The organism is Kribbella rubisoli, from assembly GCF_004217145.1.
GTDB lineage: Bacteria > Actinomycetota > Actinomycetes > Propionibacteriales > Kribbellaceae > Kribbella > Kribbella rubisoli.
Genome location: NZ_SHKR01000011.1, coordinates 261,965 through 277,772, shown reverse-complemented (window position 1 = coordinate 277,772; position 15,808 = coordinate 261,965). Strand labels below are relative to the sequence as shown.

18 protein-coding genes and 1 tRNA gene are annotated in these 15,808 nt (G+C 66.9%); 5 read left to right on the top strand and 14 right to left on the bottom strand.

The genetic code is table 11. The features are described 5' to 3' along the window. Positions 1-70: 70 nt before the first annotated feature. A complete protein-coding gene (locus EV645_RS03925; RefSeq protein ID WP_130439820.1) occupies positions 71-640 on the bottom strand; it encodes a hypothetical protein in 570 nt (189 codons plus the stop codon). A 116-nt stretch (positions 641-756) separates the two neighbouring features. Next, entirely contained in the window at positions 757-1,722 is a 966-nt protein-coding gene (locus tag EV645_RS03920; protein WP_242000193.1) for a GNAT family N-acetyltransferase, read from the bottom strand. A gap of 104 nt (positions 1,723-1,826) precedes the next feature. Between EV645_RS03920 and EV645_RS03915 the strand changes: the two genes are divergently transcribed. Further along, a tRNA-Met gene (locus EV645_RS03915) sits at positions 1,827-1,903 on the top strand. A 48-nt stretch (positions 1,904-1,951) separates the two neighbouring features. Here the strand turns inward: EV645_RS03915 and EV645_RS03910 are convergent. After that, the gene (locus EV645_RS03910) at positions 1,952-3,010 is read right to left on the bottom strand and encodes a zinc-dependent alcohol dehydrogenase family protein (RefSeq protein ID WP_130439818.1); all 1,059 of its coding nucleotides are present in this window, start codon (positions 3,008-3,010) and stop codon (positions 1,952-1,954) included. Between the two features lie 225 nt (positions 3,011-3,235). On the opposite strand from EV645_RS03910, the gene EV645_RS03905 reads away from it, so the two are divergent. Then, positions 3,236-3,877 (top strand): GPR1/FUN34/YaaH family transporter, encoded by a 642-nt coding sequence (locus tag EV645_RS03905; RefSeq protein ID WP_130439816.1) that lies wholly within the window; start codon positions 3,236-3,238, stop codon positions 3,875-3,877. Here EV645_RS03905 and EV645_RS03900 read toward each other — a convergent pair whose 3' ends face one another. From EV645_RS03900 to EV645_RS03875, 6 genes are all read right to left on the bottom strand, one after another. Beyond that, positions 3,878-4,567, bottom strand: a complete 690-nt coding sequence (locus EV645_RS03900; protein WP_198681454.1) for a S8 family serine peptidase — start codon at positions 4,565-4,567, stop codon at positions 3,878-3,880. Between the two features lie 294 nt (positions 4,568-4,861). Continuing rightward, entirely contained in the window at positions 4,862-5,185 is a 324-nt protein-coding gene (locus EV645_RS03895) for a putative quinol monooxygenase (RefSeq protein WP_130439814.1), read from the bottom strand. A 78-nt stretch (positions 5,186-5,263) separates the two neighbouring features. Next, positions 5,264-6,220 carry a proline racemase family protein gene (locus tag EV645_RS03890; RefSeq protein WP_130439812.1) on the bottom strand — a complete coding sequence of 319 codons (957 nt, stop codon included), beginning with the start codon at positions 6,218-6,220 and terminating at the stop codon, positions 5,264-5,266. 93 nt (positions 6,221-6,313) lie between these two features. Beyond that, positions 6,314-6,511, bottom strand: coding sequence for a hypothetical protein (locus EV645_RS03885; RefSeq protein WP_130439810.1), 198 nt, complete (start codon positions 6,509-6,511; stop codon positions 6,314-6,316). Between the two features lie 244 nt (positions 6,512-6,755). Then, entirely contained in the window at positions 6,756-7,514 is a 759-nt protein-coding gene (locus tag EV645_RS03880) for an ABC transporter permease (protein WP_130439808.1), read from the bottom strand. 10 nt (positions 7,515-7,524) lie between these two features. Continuing rightward, entirely contained in the window at positions 7,525-8,424 is a 900-nt protein-coding gene (locus tag EV645_RS03875; protein WP_130439806.1) for an ATP-binding cassette domain-containing protein, read from the bottom strand. An 82-nt stretch (positions 8,425-8,506) separates the two neighbouring features. Between EV645_RS03875 and EV645_RS03870 the strand changes: the two genes are divergently transcribed. Beyond that, entirely contained in the window at positions 8,507-9,256 is a 750-nt protein-coding gene (locus tag EV645_RS03870; RefSeq protein WP_242000192.1) for a TetR/AcrR family transcriptional regulator C-terminal domain-containing protein, read from the top strand. Here the strand turns inward: EV645_RS03870 and EV645_RS03865 are convergent. Further along, the gene (locus EV645_RS03865) at positions 9,243-9,872 is read right to left on the bottom strand and encodes a nucleoside/nucleotide kinase family protein (RefSeq protein WP_130439804.1); all 630 of its coding nucleotides are present in this window, start codon (positions 9,870-9,872) and stop codon (positions 9,243-9,245) included. The two genes, EV645_RS03870 and EV645_RS03865, sit on opposite strands and share 14 nt — an antisense overlap. 9 nt (positions 9,873-9,881) lie before the next feature. Beyond that, positions 9,882-11,228, bottom strand: coding sequence for an FAD-dependent monooxygenase (locus EV645_RS03860; RefSeq protein WP_130439802.1), 1,347 nt, complete (start codon positions 11,226-11,228; stop codon positions 9,882-9,884). Between the two features lie 83 nt (positions 11,229-11,311). Between EV645_RS03860 and EV645_RS03855 the strand changes: the two genes are divergently transcribed. Beyond that, entirely contained in the window at positions 11,312-11,914 is a 603-nt protein-coding gene (locus tag EV645_RS03855; protein WP_198681453.1) for a TetR/AcrR family transcriptional regulator, read from the top strand. Here the strand turns inward: EV645_RS03855 and ligD are convergent. The 3 genes from ligD to EV645_RS03840 are packed head-to-tail and all read right to left on the bottom strand — an operon-like array spanning position 11,911 to position 15,180. Then, positions 11,911-12,867: a non-homologous end-joining DNA ligase gene (gene ligD, locus EV645_RS03850; protein ID WP_130439800.1), complete on the bottom strand. Its 957-nt coding sequence runs from the start codon at positions 12,865-12,867 to the stop codon at positions 11,911-11,913. The two genes, EV645_RS03855 and ligD, sit on opposite strands and share 4 nt — an antisense overlap. Before the next feature lie 35 nt (positions 12,868-12,902). Further along, positions 12,903-14,012, bottom strand: coding sequence for a branched-chain amino acid aminotransferase (locus EV645_RS03845; RefSeq protein ID WP_130439798.1), 1,110 nt, complete (start codon positions 14,010-14,012; stop codon positions 12,903-12,905). Positions 14,013-14,061: 49 nt separating this feature from the next. Beyond that, entirely contained in the window at positions 14,062-15,180 is a 1,119-nt protein-coding gene (locus EV645_RS03840) for a helix-turn-helix domain-containing protein (protein ID WP_157996998.1), read from the bottom strand. 165 nt (positions 15,181-15,345) lie between these two features. On the opposite strand from EV645_RS03840, the gene EV645_RS03835 reads away from it, so the two are divergent. Continuing rightward, on the top strand, positions 15,346-15,714 hold the full coding sequence (locus EV645_RS03835; protein ID WP_130439794.1) for a hypothetical protein: 369 nt from the start codon (positions 15,346-15,348) through the stop codon (positions 15,712-15,714). Positions 15,715-15,808 lie beyond the last annotated feature (94 nt).

The following is a 15,808-nucleotide window of genomic DNA, read 5'->3' as shown; positions in this document are numbered from 1 at the left end:
GGGGCGGCGACACCGACACCAGTCGACGTCGCCGCCCCGTTCCGTTGCCACCAGTCCGTTGCCTAGGGCATCAGGTCGTGGACTTCGGGTGGAAGCCGGCAGCGGTGTCGAGCACGTCCTCGTCGGTGAAGCGGTCGTGGTCGATCGTCACCTCGGCCGCGACACCCGGCGCGATGAAGTAGAACACCTCGTCGCCGGAGAACAGACCGTCGTACCCACCGACCTTGACCGGGGTCAGCTGCCACGATCCCGGCTCCTTCTCCTCGTATTCGACGAGGAAGTTGTGCAGGGCCTCGAGGTCGGTGAGCTTCTCGCCGCGGATCGTCTTGACGGTGAGGTCGACCTTGTACGCCCCGTCCGGATCCGGGCCGGTCTCCCAGAGCCGGCTGTGGAAGGACACGTCCTCCCACTCGTACGCGAAGTCGCTCGGCGTGCCGATGCCGTCGGGGAGGTTCTCGATCACGAAGCCGTCCAAGGTGCCAGCCCTCTGCTCGGTCGATGGAGATGCCATCGAGTACGTCGAAGTTGCTGAGGCAGGGACGGTCGCCGAGAGCCCGAGTGAGGCCAGGACGACCGCGCTCCCGATCACGATACGACGGGCGGACGGCACGACTCGGGAACGAAGCGGTGAACGCGACATGACTGCCTCCTGGGGAAGGGGACGCCTCGCCTGCTGCGAGACGCCTTACACCCAAGAAGATGCAGCGATCGGCCCGCGCCGGAACACGCGAATTCGATCCTGTGGACAACCAGGAATCAGTGACCGATCAGCCGGTGCAGCCGGTGGAACGTCTGCTGGAACCCGAGCCGCGGCCACGTCCGTGACGACAACAGGTTGGTCACCCGCCAGTCGGTCACGACCGACGTGTAGCCGGTGTCGGCCGACCACTGGAGCACCGTCTCGCCCAGCGCGCGTCCGGCACCGAGCCCGCGCGCCGAGGGCAGTACGGCCGCGAACCCGAGGAAGCCGGCGTTGTCCGGCTTGGCCAGCCCGTTGTGCGCGCTCGACTTGTCCAGCGAGCAACCGATCGCCGACCCGATCACCTGACCGTTGTACTCGGCAACGAAGGTCGCGTAGTCCTGGTCGTCGATCGACTCCTCCCAGTCCGCCACCGCCTCCTCGAGCGTCGGGATCCCACCCGACGAGAACACCGGCGACAGACCCTGATGCTGAGGCAGCACAAGATCGAGCTCCGCGAGTACCGGGATGTCCGCGCGGGCAGCACGACGTACGACGAGATCGCGTGTCGGGGGCAACGGAGTGTCGGGCACCGGGCGGACCGCGTGCGCGTGCTGCGAGCCGAAGGCCAGGCGGAACCAGGCGTTAATCAGCTCGGGGTCATCGGGCACCAGCACGTAGTGCGCGATGCGGCCATCGTCGACCCACTTCGCGGCGGCAGCGCCGTACAGGTCGCGAATGTGTTCCGGCTCACGGACGGCGTGGCCGGCGGCTTCGACCCAGATGTTCGGACCCCAGGTCGTTGACGGCTTGGGCGCAGCGAGGAGGTAGCCGGTGACTTCGCCACCCTCGAGCATGACCGCGCCGGACGCGCCCTCGCTCTCCCAGGCCGCGGTCACCTCGACGAGAGCAAGTCGCTCGTCCTCGTAGTCCGCCGGAAGCAAAGGGTGACGCTTGCGGTGCACCCGGTGCCGCTGGGCGAGCAGACTGGCGGCGGCTGCCAGATCCGCCTCCTCGAACGGACGGATGACGTGTCGGGACATACTCGGAAGGTACGCCGATCCGCCTCCGACGAACACGGGATTTCGGCACTCCGGGAACCGATTTGGTTGCTCAGCCCAGATCCTCTAAACTAAAGACACAACGGCGCGGGGTGGAGCAGCTCGGTAGCTCGCTGGGCTCATAACCCAGAGGTCGCAGGTTCAAATCCTGCCCCCGCTACCACAGAAGGCCCGGACCATCAGGTCCGGGCCTTCGCCTTTGTGCCAGGGGTCACTGGGTGTTGGTGATGATGACCTTGAGGGCTTCTTGTTCGGCGGCGTTGGAGAAGGTGTCGTAGGCCTGGTCGAACTGGTCGTAGGTGAATCGGTGGGTGACGAACTTCTCTGGGGCGATGGCGCCCGTCTTGATGCTTTCGAGAAGTTCGGGGGCGGTGGTGGCGTTGACGAGTCCGGTGGTGATGGTGAGGTTGTTGATCCAGTGCCGCTCGATCGGGAACTCCACGCTCTCGCCGTGTACGCCGACGTTGGCGACATGGCCGCCGGGGCGGACCGACTCCAGGGCCGCACCGAAGGTTGCAGGCAGGCCGACCGCCTCGATGGCGACGTCGACGCCCAGCCCGTCCGGACTGAGCTCCCGCAGTGCGGCTGCGACGTCCTGGCCGGAGCTCACCTCGAGGGTCTCGGTCGCCCCGAAATCACGTGACTGATCGAGCCGGAACTTGTTGGTGTCGACGGCGATGACGGCCGCGGCGCCGGCCGTGCGCGCGGTCATGATCGCGGCAAGCCCGACAGGTCCGGCGCCGATGACGGCGACGATGTCCCCGCTCTTGACGGCGCCGTTCAGGACGCCGATCTCGTAGCCGGTGGGCAGGATGTCGCTCAGCATGGTTCCTGCTTCGGCAGAGACTCCCTCGGGCAGCGGGATCAGGCCGTTGTCGGCGAAGGGTACGCGCACGTACTCGGCCTGGGTCCCGTCGATCAGATGCCCGAAGATCCAGCCGATGCCGCCAAGGGTCTTGCAGTGTGAGGTCAAGCCGGCCTTGCAGTAGTCACACGTCCCGCACTTGCTGATGCAGGAGATGATCACCCGGTCGCCGACCTTGACGTTCTTGCAGCCGGAGCCGACCTCGGTGACCACACCGACGCCTTCGTGGCCGAGGATCCGGCCATCGGTCACCGCGGGAACGTCGCCCTTGAGGATATGTAGGTCGGTACCGCAGATGGTGGTGGCCTCGACCTTCACGATCGCGTCGGTCGGGTCCTTGATGGTGGGGTTCGGGACCTCTTCCCATGCCTTCTGGCCAGGTCCGTGGTACACGAGAGCCTTCATCTGTACTCCCATCTCGTCGGCCACGCGGGTGACTCGATCGGCACCGAGGAGCGCGTACCGGCACCTAACGGATGGTCACACCGCAGCAGGCCGGCGCGGATCTCATCTTGAGACAGCTCGCTCAGCGGTGGCCCAACCGGTGGCTCTCAAATCGAGACATGCTGCCGGGAGCGAAGTGGTGAAACTGATCACAGCCGGGGATGCACCCCGAAGAGGGAGTTCACCATGACGACTATCGACGCCCACAGCGCTCAAGAGGAACTCGCCCAACCTGCTGCTGCGGCGGCCCCAGCGGTGACCGGAGATCCAGCCCTGATCGGTCTCCCGAGCTTCATCGTGGGATCGGTTGCACTCGGTCTCGTACTGGTCGGATACGTGCCTGCCGCGGCCGTCGGCGCCTCGCTCCCGATCATCGTCGCAGCGACCGGCCTCGGCCTGGCGATCGCGGCCATCTGGGCGGCAGCCGTCGGCCAGAGTGCGGTGGCGGGAGTGTTCGGTATCTTCGCGGGATTCTGGTGGAGCTACGGAATGCTCGTCCTGGGTCTGACGCACAACTGGTTCGGCATCGTTGCCGCGGATGTCCTTCATACACAGGGCTTGTACCTGATCTCCTGGATCGTGGTGATCGGCATGCTGACCCTGGCGACACTCCGGCTGCCGGCTGCGTACACGGTGCTGTTCGCGCTCATCGAGATCGCGTTGGTGCTGGTCCTGATCGGCACGCTGCAGCAATCGGCCGGCGTGCTGAAGCTGGCCGGCGTGGTCGTGTTCGTCTTCGCCGCGGTCGGCGTCTACTTGTTCTTCAGCTCGGGTTCGCAGGCGACCGGCGGCAAGGCGCTTCCGCTCGGACAGCCGCTGGTTCGGTAGCTAGGAGGCCAGACGTAGACCGAGGATGAACGCGAGACCGTTGGGCGTACCAACGCCAGTGATGGTGTCGTAGCCCTTGGCGGTTACCTGGTCGGTGTCGGGACCTCTCAAGTCGAAGACGTCGACGGTCGCGCTGTCCTCGGCGGTAGCAGGCGTGTAGGCAGCCCTGTTCTGCTGCGGGATTGTCGGCGTGACTGGAAGTACGTCGTGGAGCGCTCGCGTGCCGGACAGCTTGTAGATCAGTGGGTTGATGAAGCCGAAGCTGGACCGTTGCCCCTGCTGTGCGTCGGCCACCATGCCGGCGACCAGCGGGGCAGCGAGGCTGGTCCCGGCATTCACCTGTGTCTGATAGCGACCGTCGGTCGTGTAGCCGGCGAGCATGCCGGTGTCGAGATCGGCGACGGCCGCGATGTCGGGCACTGCTCTGTTGACCACCGTCCGACCGTCCACTCGCACGTGCGACATCGACGGCGGGACAACGCCTTTCTGGTACGCCGGTTGCGCATGCACGGTCTGCGGAGATAGGTCGCCGATGGGGATCTGCCAGGAGTTGGAGACGATCGAGGCGCTCGGTCGATGCCCATCGCCTTTCAGTACCGCGAGTACTGCGTTGAGCAGCGCCTGGTCGTCGTCGCAACCGCCACCGACGACCATGGTGAGCCCTCGGTACGCCGGGCTGAAGGTACGCACGTGCTCCGCCCAGTAGCGGGAGCACGGGGCCGGTCGCGCGGCCGTTGTCTGCGCAGCTGTCGCCATGGAGGTCCCCAGCCCGGTCACACCGAGTACAGCTGCCTCAAGCGACTTCGGTGCACCGGCCAGGTTCGGCGCGAGCCAAACCTGGATGTGTGTGGTGTCCGTGACCGGTGGGTCCGGCGGGACGCCACCGAGTGCTATGGCCGCGCAACCCGCCAGGGCAGCAACAGTCCTGACCAAGATCTCTTCCTGTATGAGCGACGGACTCGGTCACCCTACGGGGTCGAGACGTTACTTTACGGCGAGTTCGCCGAGCTCGGACCAGTCGTCCTGGGGGACCTTGAAGTTGACGATTCGGGGTGTCTCGACGAGGTGGGGCGGGAGGTGTTCCTGCGCCCCCTTGAAGTGGGCCGAGGTGACATGGTGGGTGGCGGCTTCGTCGTCCGCGAAGGCCTCTACCAGGACGTATTCGTTCGGGTCGTCGAGGGAGCGGGACCAGTCGAACCACAGACAACCCGGCTCGGAGCGGGTCGCGCTGGTGAAGTCGGCGGTGATGGACGGCCAGTTGTCGGCGTGTTCAGGCTTCACCCGGAACTTGGCGGTGATGAAGATCATCAGGCTTCCTCCGCTGGATCGATGGGACCGGGACCGATGCTAGCGGTCGCGCCGCCGGTGGGCGGTCGCAATCTGAGATCAGCGGAGAGTGAAGCCGGTGCCGAGCGTGTCGCGGGGATCGAGCGTGAAGGTGGAGGTGCCGGTGCGATAGGCGCTGCCGGTGACCTCGGTGATGATGCCGGCCTCGGTCTGCTCCACGACCCGGCCGAGGAACGTCGTGCCGACGATGGAGTCATGGCGAAGGACCTGATCGGGGCCGAGGCGTCCCTCGTCGTGCAGGAGGGCCAGGCGCGCCGACGTACCTGAGCCGCAGGGGGAGCGGTCTGCCTCACCGTCGGCGAAGACCGCGAGGTTGCGCTGGTGCGGACCTCCGTCGACTGTCCCGAGATCGTCGTACAAGATCGTGCCGTACAGACCGCTCAGTCGAGGATCGTGGGGATGGACAGCGACCGGGTCCAGCGCCCACTTGATCTCGCGGCCGACGGCGATCAGGTCCGCGTAGCACTCCGGTGTCACTGACAAGCCGACCGACGAGGCAGGCACCGAGGCATAGAACGCGCCGCCGTAGCTGATGTCCGCCAGCACGTCCCCGCGAGCGGTCGACACCGGCACGTCACGTTTCAGCACGTACGACGGAACGTTGCGGAAGGCAACGCCCGAACCATCCACCCGCGCAGTGACCCGTCCGGACGGCACATCGATGACGACCTCCTGAGCTTGGACCAGACCGGTGTCGACCGCCCACGTCGCGAGCGCGATCGTCCCGTGCCCGCACGCCGTCGAGTACCCGTCCTTGTGCCAGAACACCACGCCGAAGTCAGCGCCGTCGTCATCACCCGGTACGACGAATCCGCCGTACATGTCCGCATGGCCCCGCGGTTCGTTCACCAGCAACCGTCGTACTGCGTCGATCACGTCGGTCGACTGCGCCGCGACCCGGCGCTCGGCCACTGACGCGCCCGGGATCTCCACGGACGTCACGATCCGGAATGGCTCGCCGGCCGTGTGGTAGTCCACAACGCTGACATCATCCACGCGAACACCCTAGGTCCTGTCTGACAAACGAAAGCCGCTGTCCGCCCCTGGTGAGAGGGGCAGGCAGCGGCTCGAGCGGCCTGGGACAGGTGGTCAGGCTGCTTGCAGGGTGCGGTTCCGGGCGGCCCAGACGGCTCGCCGCAGCTGCGCTTTGTCCGGGTAGCCGGCTTCTCGGCCGACTGCGTAGACGTCGTGGTTGCGCATCTTGACCATGCCGGCGACGTACCAGACCGGGCTGCCCTCGGCCAGCATGTTGATGATCATGTTCCGGGTGTCGGTGGTGATGTTCATTCTGACCCTCTCCCTTGGTCGCTCTTACTGATACGTCGGACCAGGAGGGCCGGATTCGACACCCGCCTCGACAAAAATCTGGAAAACAAAGCGCCCCGATCGGTGATCGGGGCGCTCGTCCGTGTGGGTCCCGGGGGGAGTGGGACCACCACACGTTGGGGGGGAGTTTGACGTTAACGCGACCAAGGGGTCACGCCTGGTCGTTTCAGCGCTAAACCTTCGCCGAACGGTACAAGTCCTGCGCTCAGCGGCTGTTGCGTCTGCGATACAGCGAAGTCGCCAGTACTACCGAGAACAGGAGCAGACCAGAACACCATGCCAGAGCGAGTCGTCCACTGTTGCCCATCGGTGTCCCGATCAGCAAGCTGCGGATGGTCTCGATGACCGGAGTGATCGGCTGGTGCTCGCTGACCGGCTGCAGCCATGAAGGCATCGACTCCGGCGGTACGAACGCACTACTCAGGTACGGCAGGAACAGCATGAAGAAGCTGAGAGTGCTGGCCGACTCCACCGACTTGGCAATCACCCCGAGGCCTGCGGCCAGCCAGGACAGTGCGACGACGTAGAGCAGCAGTAGACCAATAGCCGCGAGCCAGTCGACGACTCCGCCGCCGGGGCGGAATCCCATGGCGAGCGAGGCAAGGATGACGATCGCAGTCGACGCCGCGTTGCGCGCAACACTCGCCACGACATGTCCAGTCAGTACGGCGAAGCTGTGGATCGGCAGCGAGCGCAGCCGGTCGATCATCCCGCTGTTCATGTCGTCAGCGACCACCATCGCCGTCGACGCAGCGCCGTACCCGGTGGTGAGCAGCAGGATCCCCGGCACGACGTAGTTCACGTACTCCGTGCCCGTGTTGATCGCGCCGCCGAACACGTAGACGAACAGCGCCATCATCAGCAACGGCAACAGGATCGAGGCGAACAACGTGTCGACATTGCGCCGCGCCAGCCGCACGCTGCGGTCGATCATCGTCACCACGTCAGTGACTGCATGTGTCATGAGCAACCTCTCAGGCCGTAAGAGCGAGGAACACGTCGTCGAGCGTCGGCCGGTGCGACGAGACCCGCTCCGGCTCCAGCCCGTTGTCCCGGAGTACGTCGAGCACGTGATGCAGGTGAGCCGCCGTACCGTCCGACGGCACGTTCAGCACCAGTTCGCCGGCGACTCCATCCAGTACTCCTGTCGCTTTCAGCAGCTGTACTTCGTCAGAGAAGCGCAGCTCGATCCGCTCGCCACCGATCTGCGTCTTGAGTGCATCAGCTGTACCGCTCGCCACGATCCGACCGTGGTCGAGCAGTACGACGCGATCCGCCAGCCGGTCTGCCTCCTCCAGGTACTGCGTTGTGAGCAGGATCGTCGTACCGCCCCGGACCAGCTCGACGATCGCGTCCCACATCGCCGAACGGCTGGCCGGATCCAGCCCGGTCGTCGGCTCGTCCAGGAAGATCACCTGCGGCCGGGCGATCAGGCTCATCGCCAGATCGAGCTTCCTCCGCATGCCACCGGAGTACGTCTTCACACGTCGGTCCATCGCGTCAGTCAGCCCGAACTGCTCCAGCAGCTCCGCCGTACGACGCTGCGCAGTACGCCGGCCGAGATGCATCAGCCGACCGACCATCACCAGGTTCTCCCGACCGGTCTGGTTCTCGTCGACCGCGGCGTACTGCCCGGTGAGGCTGATCGCTCCGCGGACGCGGGCCGGCTCGCGCAGTACGTCGTACCCGGCGATGGTCGCCGTACCGGAGTCAGGTTTGGTCAGCGTGGTCAGGATGCGCACTGCAGTGGTCTTGCCTGCGCCGTTCGGGCCGAGCAGCGCAAGCACCGACCCCTCCTCGACGCTCAGGTCGACTCCAGTCAGTACTTCGTTCGCGCCGTACGACTTCCGAAGCCCGATTGCCTCGATGATCATCGGCCCCTCCTTACTGCGTATCGAATACGCTAAATAGCGTAGCATCTACGCAGTATCCCGAAGCAAGCCCTAAACTGACCCGGTGGAGAACGATGAGCTGCCGGCTGACATCGCGGCGATGTGGCGGTTGCGGGAGACCCCGCGGCGCGGGCCGAAGCCGTCGCTGACGCTCGACGACATCGTCGGGGCCGCGATCGCGATCGCCGACGCGGAGGATCTGGCGGCGGTCTCCATGGCTCGCGTCGCGGAGCGGCTCGGCAACTCGACGATGGCGCTCTATCGGCATGTGAAGAGCAAGGACGAACTGCTCGTGATCATGTCGGACGCCGCACTCGAGCGTCCGGACCCGATGCCGGAGGGAGTTGACTGGCGGACCGGGCTGACGTTCTGGGCGGACGGCGTACTCGCGGCGATCCGTCGGCACACGTGGTACGCGAAGGTACCGATTTCGGGTCCGCCTGCCGGTCCGAACAACCTTGCCTGGTTCGACTCTGCGCTGGGAGTGCTGAAGGACACCGGCCTGCCGGAGGAGGCGAAGGTCGGCGTGGTGATGGGCTTGATCACCTACGTGCAGGGCCAGATCCGGATGGCGTTCGACCTGGCGGCCGGGTACGCGGACAACCCGGATGCCTTTCAGCGGTTCGGCTCGACGCTGCGGCGGGTCGCGGATCCGCGGGTCTATCCGGCGGTCGCGCGGACGGTCGAGGCCGGTGTGTTCGACGAGGTCGGCAGCTTCGAGGAAGACAACGAGGCGGACTTCGACTTCGGTCTGCAGCTCTACCTGGACGGTGTTGCCGCGTTCATCGATCGGGTCTGCGTCAAGGACGAATGATCGCGTCGGCCGCCGGTGCGGTCGCGGCGATCAGGTGCGCGTTGCGTTCGTCGGAGCCGTAGGTCCGCTCGTGCGCTTCCTCGCGTGATCTGCCGAAGGCGCGGTGCCGGGCCTCGAGTCGTGCGTGGCGGAGCGCTTCGGGTACTTCGACGTACCAGCACTGATCGAGCAGCGTGCGGACGGTCGTCCAGGGCGGCTCGTCGAGGAGCAAGTAGTTGCCCTCGGTGAGAACGAGCGTCACCGCAGGTGGGACGCCGATGCTCGCGGCGATCGAGTCCTCGATGCTGCGGTCGAAGCGCGGCGCCCAGATCTGCTCGTCCGGCGATTCCTTCAGTCTCCGCAGCAACGCGACGAAGCCGTGGCCGTCGAACGTGTGCGGTGCACCCTTCACGTCAGCGAGCCCTAGCTCTTCCAGCACCGACTGTGCGAGGTGGTAGCCGTCCATCGGCACCAGCGCGACCTGATGACCGTCAGCGGCTAGCTTCGCGGCGAGTTGCTCGGCGTACGTCGACTTGCCCGCGGCCGGCGCGCCGGTGATCCCCAGGATCTGGCGCCGCCCTCGTGTCGCCAGCTCGACAGCACGATCGTAGGCGGCGGCCGAATCCAGGGTCTGCACCCGAAAATCCTAAGCGAGGTAACCGTCGGGCCGGATCAGGATCTCGTCGCCTGGCTGCGCGTGGTAGATCGCGAACGCTTCCGGTGAGGTGATGTCGACGGCGTGCGCGTGGGTCGAAGGGGTGGTGGGGGAGAAGCGCAGCAGGGTCTCGTGGGGGCCGCGGAACAGCTCGAACAGCCGCACTTTGTTGCCGGAGGCATCTACGAGCGGTGCGTCGGGCGCACGGTCCCCGGAGACGAGCGGACGGGTGTCCGACGGGTCGCGGTACGACACGTCCAGCTGACGAGTGTTCTCGCCGCGCTCCATCGCCGACTCGTCGCCTTCGACGTGCTTCTGCATCAGGTCCTCGCTGATCCCCAGCACCCGCATCGCGTTGGTCCGGCGCTCGGTCTCGTAGGTCGCCAGCACCTCTTCGCGTCCGTCCGCCAGCTTCCAGCCGAGGTTGTACGCGTCCTGCACACCGGTGTTCAGGCCCTGACCGCCGGTCGGCGGGTGCACGTGAGCGGCATCGCCGGCGATGAACACACGGCCGACGCGGAACTTCGCGGCGAGGCGTACGTTCGGACGCCATACGGTCGACCAGGTCAGATCGCGAAGCTTCGCAGTACCTGCACCGGCGTACTTGTCGACGAGCGCCTGCAGGCCCTCGATCGAGGTGTCGGCGTCGTCCGCGTCGAGCGGCGCGCCGAACTGGAACTGGTCGCCGCCGCTCAGCGGAGTCATCGCGATGCCGGCCATCGGGTTGTCCTTGGTCGCGAACCAGTAGCCGACCTCGTGGTCGAGCCCGTCGGCCGCGACATCGCCGAGCAGAGTGCGGATCGACTCGTCGGTGGTGCCCTCGAACGCGATGCCCAGTTGCTTGCGGACGAAGCTCCTGCCGCCGTCCGCGCCGACCAGGTAGTCGATCTCGACGGTCTCACCGGTGGAGAGCTCGGCGGTGACCGAGTCGTCAGTCTGGTTGAAGCCGACGATCGCGGTGTCCAGCTCGACGCTCACGCCGTACTCCGCGAGTTTGTCGCGCAGGATCTTCTCGGTCCGCGACTGGCCGAGCATGCGGGCGTTCGGGTACGGGATGTCCGGGGTCGGGTCGACGGGCTCGGCCATCCGGCGCTCGCCGACCAGCTCGCCGTCGAGGTAGATCTTCATCAGCGGGATCGCGATGCTCTGCTCGAGCACCTGGTCCACCACGCCGAGGTCCTCGAGGACCTCGAGGGTCCGCGGCTGCAGGCCGTCGCCGCGCGAGCCGTCGAAGAACCCGGTCGCCTTGTCGATCACGCGGACCGCGATCCCGCGCCGGGCCAGTTCGATTCCCAGGGTCAGTCCGGTCGGTCCGGCACCGGCGATCAGGACGTTCATAGTGGTCTCCTTGGGTGAATTGTGATTCACTGAATTCAGATTCAGTTTGAACCTGGCTAGGGTTCGGTGTCAAGGAGGTTGTCGTGACCGACACGGTGAGCCGCCGGCAACGGGCGGCCGGGACCGAGGTGGCGCTCAAGCAGGCCGCGCGCGAAGTCTTCGCCGAGCGCGGATACCTGAACACGAAGATCACCGACATCACCGCGGCCGCGGGCCGCGCGACGGGGTCGTTCTACAACCACTTCGCAGGCAAGGAAGAGCTGCTCGAGGCGCTGCTGCGCGACATGCTCGCGGAGGCGGACGAGGCCGTCGTCGACGTGGGCGGGCACGACCCCGACTTCAGCAAGCTGTCAGCGATCCGCTGGCACGTCGAAGCGTTCTGGCGGTTCTACCAGGCACATCTACCGGAGATGATCGCGGTCAAACAGGCCGCGATGGTGGATCCGGAGCTCGGCCGGCGGCTGCAGCAGATCATGGCGGATGACGACCAGCACATGGTGGAGCACTTCTCCCACCTGCCCCGGTCGCCGGCTGATCCGCTCGTCGCGATCTCGGCGATGAACGCGCTGATGGAGGGATTCGCCTATACCTGGCTGGTGGTGAACCCGGCGAACGGCCAGACGATCACCGACCAGGCAGCGATCGACACGCTCACCAACCTGCTGCACCACGGGCTGGTCGGTTAATCCTCGGGTGGCGCTTCCTCGCCGTCGCGTTCGTCGCGCTCCGCCCATTCCATCAACGTGGCCAGCGAGTAGACGTGGTCGTCGATATCCGCGTGCAGGTCGCCGAGCTCGGCGTACCGCGCCGGGACGGTCTGGATCGTGAAGTCCTTCGGGTTCACGTCGTCGATCTCGTCCCAGTGGATCGGGGTCGACACCGTGCCTTCGGGGTTGCCGCGGACGGAGTACGCGCTCGCGATCGTGTGGTCGCGGGCGTTCTGGTTGTAGTCGACGAACACCTTCTTCGGGTCGCGGTCCTTGCGCCACCAGGTCGTCGTCACGTCATCCGGAGTACGCCGCTCGACCTCGCGCGCGAACGCCAGCGCGGCACGCCGTACGTCGGAGAAGCCGTACGCCGGCTCGACCCGGACGTAGATGTGGATCCCCGAACCGCCGGACGTCTTCGGGTAGCCAACGGCACCGAGTTCGTCGAGCACCTCGTGGACGGTGTGCGCGACCCGGCGTATCCGATCGAACGGGCAATCGGGCATGGGGTCGAGGTCGATGCGCCACTCGTCGGGCTTCTCGGTGTCGGCGCGCCGGGAGTTCCACGGGTGGAACTCGACCGTCGACATCTGCACCGCCCACGCCACATGGGCGATCTCGGTGACGCACAGCTCGTCGGCCGTCCGGTTGTACCGCGGGAACTTGACGCGGACCGTTTCCATCCACGGCGGCGCACCGTGGGGCAGCCGTTTCTGGTGAACCTTCTCGCCCGCGACGCCTTCGGGGAACCTGTGCATCATGCACGGGCGTTCGCGGAGCGCGTTGACGATGCCGTCGCCGACGGACAGGTAGTACTTGACCAGGTCCAGCTTGGTCTCGCCGCGGGCAGGGAAGTACACCCGGTCCGGATTCGAGATCCGGACCGTCCGCTCGCCGACTTCGAGCTCGATCGCCGGAGACTTGGCCACCATGGTGCCAACCTAGCTGGCGCCGGGGACAAACGGCATCAAGCCAGGCGCGTGAGCCAGCCGCGGGTGTCCGGGGTGCGGCCGTACTGGAGGTCGAGCAGCGTGGAGCGAATCTTCGCGGTGACAGGGCCGACGCCGTAGTCGACGGAGTGGTCGCCGATCGTCAGATCGCCCTCGGGCCAGGCGACGCGGCCGATCGGGGTGATGACGGCGGCGGTGCCGGAGGCGAAGACCTCGGTGATCTCGCCGTTCTGTACGCCGTCGCGCCACTCGTCGGCGGAGATCCGGCGTTCCTCGACCGGGTGGCCGAGGTCGGCGGCGAGCTCGATCACGGATGCGCGGGTGACGCCTTCGAGGATCGAGCCGTTCAGCTCAGGCGTGGCGATGCGGCCATCGGCGTACACGAAGAACATGTTCATGCTGCCGATCTCCTCGAGCCACTTGTGCTCGACCGCGTCGACGAAGGCGACCTGCTCACAGCCGTTAGCTACGGCCTCGGCCAGGCCGGCCAGGCTGGACGCGTAGTTGCCGCCGCACTTGGCCGCGCCCGTCCCACCCGGCGTCGCGCGGATGGTGGAGGTCGTCAGCCAGATGGAGACCGGCTTGGGGCCGGTGTTGAAGTACGGACCGGCTGGTGACGCGATGACGCCGAACAGCACCTCGTGCGACGGCCGGACGCTCAGTGCGGCTTCAGTGGCGATCATGTACGGACGGAGATACAGACTCGTCTCGCTGGCTTCGGCTGACGGCACCCAGGCTTCGTCAACAGTCACCAGCGCCCGCAGTGCTGCGACGAACTCGTCTTCCGGCACCTGCGGCAACGCCAGCCGCTCCGCGCTTGCGGAGAACCTGGCGGCGTTCCGGTCGGGTCGGAAGGCCCAGACCGAGCCGTCTGGGTGCCGGTACGCCTTGAGTCCCTCGAAGATCTCCTGCGAGTAGTGGAAGACAGCAGCTGCGGGGCTCAGCTTCAGCGGCGCGTACGCCGTCACCTTGGCGTCGTGCCAGCCCTGATCCAGCGACCAGTTGGCAACCACCATGTGGTCGGTGAACGACTGCCCGAACGCCGGGTCCGCGAGTACCGCCGCCCGAGCCTCGGCGCCGGCCGGATCACTGCGCAGCTCGACTGCGAAGTCCCACTTGTCTGCCACTGCCGTTGTCCGCTGTTCACCTGTCACTCACCGCACGCTACCCCTGCCCTCACCTCCAGCTCGACCCGCTGCCCACACTCCGGCCCTTGGTCGCCAGCAGCCTGCGTAGCTCCACTGCACCGCGCTCGCTCTCGGGCGCTACGCGGAGCACTCGATCGGCAGCGTCGTCCACCCAGAGGTCGCGCCACTCATGCGGCAGCTCGACCAGGACCCGCAGCGCCATGGCCAGGCCGGCTGGGACCTCTCCGGCGACAGCCAGACTCTCGGCCTGGGCGAGGTCGAGCTTCGCGCGTTCGCCGATCCAGCCCTCCGGGCAGAGCTCTCTCGCTCGCTCGAGCAGGATGCAGCCCGGTACGCCGTACCCCAGTCGCGCGCACACTCGTCCCTCGGCCCAGTGCAGCTGGTAGGGCATCCAGTCCGGCCGCGCGGCGAGGGTGTCGTCGCCGATGCCCACAAGCTCTTGCAGCGCACGATGTACCTCCTCGCTCTGCCCAAGCTCGGCCAGGACCAGCGCCCGCGCTGCACGGGACACCGCGCTAGGTGACTGGTGCGCGACCGCTTTGTCGGCCAGCTCCAGCAATGTCAGCAACGGACGCCGCTCGGCGAGACCGCTGATTGCCTCTCTCGCACACACGAGCGCCTCTCCGGCGCCGACTGCGGATGCATGGGCGGCCCACCACCATCGCCTCGCCGAACGTCGTTGGCCAAGTCCGGTGAGGGTCTCTGCGATCAGGATGCTCAGCTCGACCGCCTGCAGCGCGTCACCGCCCCGGGCCTGCAGAAGCTGCAGCTCACTCACCAGATCGGGCAGCAGCACAAGCGGCGGCGTACTCCGGAAATCGTCGAGCGCGATCGCCTGGTCCGCAACACCGGCGGTGGCCAGCCGCTGCCAAGCCGGCTCCGACGGGTCGGCTGTTTGCCCCGGCCGCGCTGTGTGGGAGGGCCTTCGCTCGAAGGTGACAGTCAGCTGGTCGCCGGTGCCGAGCTCACGGTCGCAGAGCCGCGCCAAGTCCGCAGAGCCCGGCCGCTGCCCGCGCTCCACCTGCGACAGGTAGCTGTGGTCGTACCCGACGCGGGCTGCCAGTTGCCGCAGGCTCAGGCCGACCGCCTGCCTGGACTGCCGCAAGAGCGTCCCGAAGGCACTGCTTGCCTCAGTAGTAGATGTCACAGGACCACCCCGTTCACGCTTCGAGCTCATGTGGTGCGTGCCGCGACGCTACAAGCCCTCGCCGACAAAAACCGTGAAAAACAAGGGCATGTGGGCTGTGGGCTGTTCCCACAGCCCACAGCCCACACCTGTTGTCCGCAGTGCGTTCTGGGCGACGCTGAAGCGGTGAACACGCTGCAGCGACAGGTCCGCCTCTTCCGTCTGGTCCGCCACACCAACCCCACCGCGATCCTCGCCGAGGGCGTGGAGTGGTCCGACGGCGCAGCCACCCTCCGCTGGCGCGGCCCACACCCCGGCACCTCCACCTGGGACGCCGGCATTGACGCCCTCCTGACCGCTCACGGCACTGGCGGCCGCACCCAACTCCACTGGGCCCAAGATCCCCGGCCCTCCATCCGCGAAGCCGCACCGGACTCCACCGGCCGCGAAGGCCACACCAGGCCGGCACCCGCCATCTGGCTACCGGTCCCCGCCCCCGACGGCAGATGCTCCCGCTGCGGCAGGCCCTGGCCCTGTCTCGCCTGCGGCCCGTAGCGCCCTCGAGAGGCAGCACGCGGTGAGATGCGGCTGTGCGGCTTACTTGACGCGGTTTAGTGTGGGGGCGTTTTGGCGTCGGTGAGGGGTGATG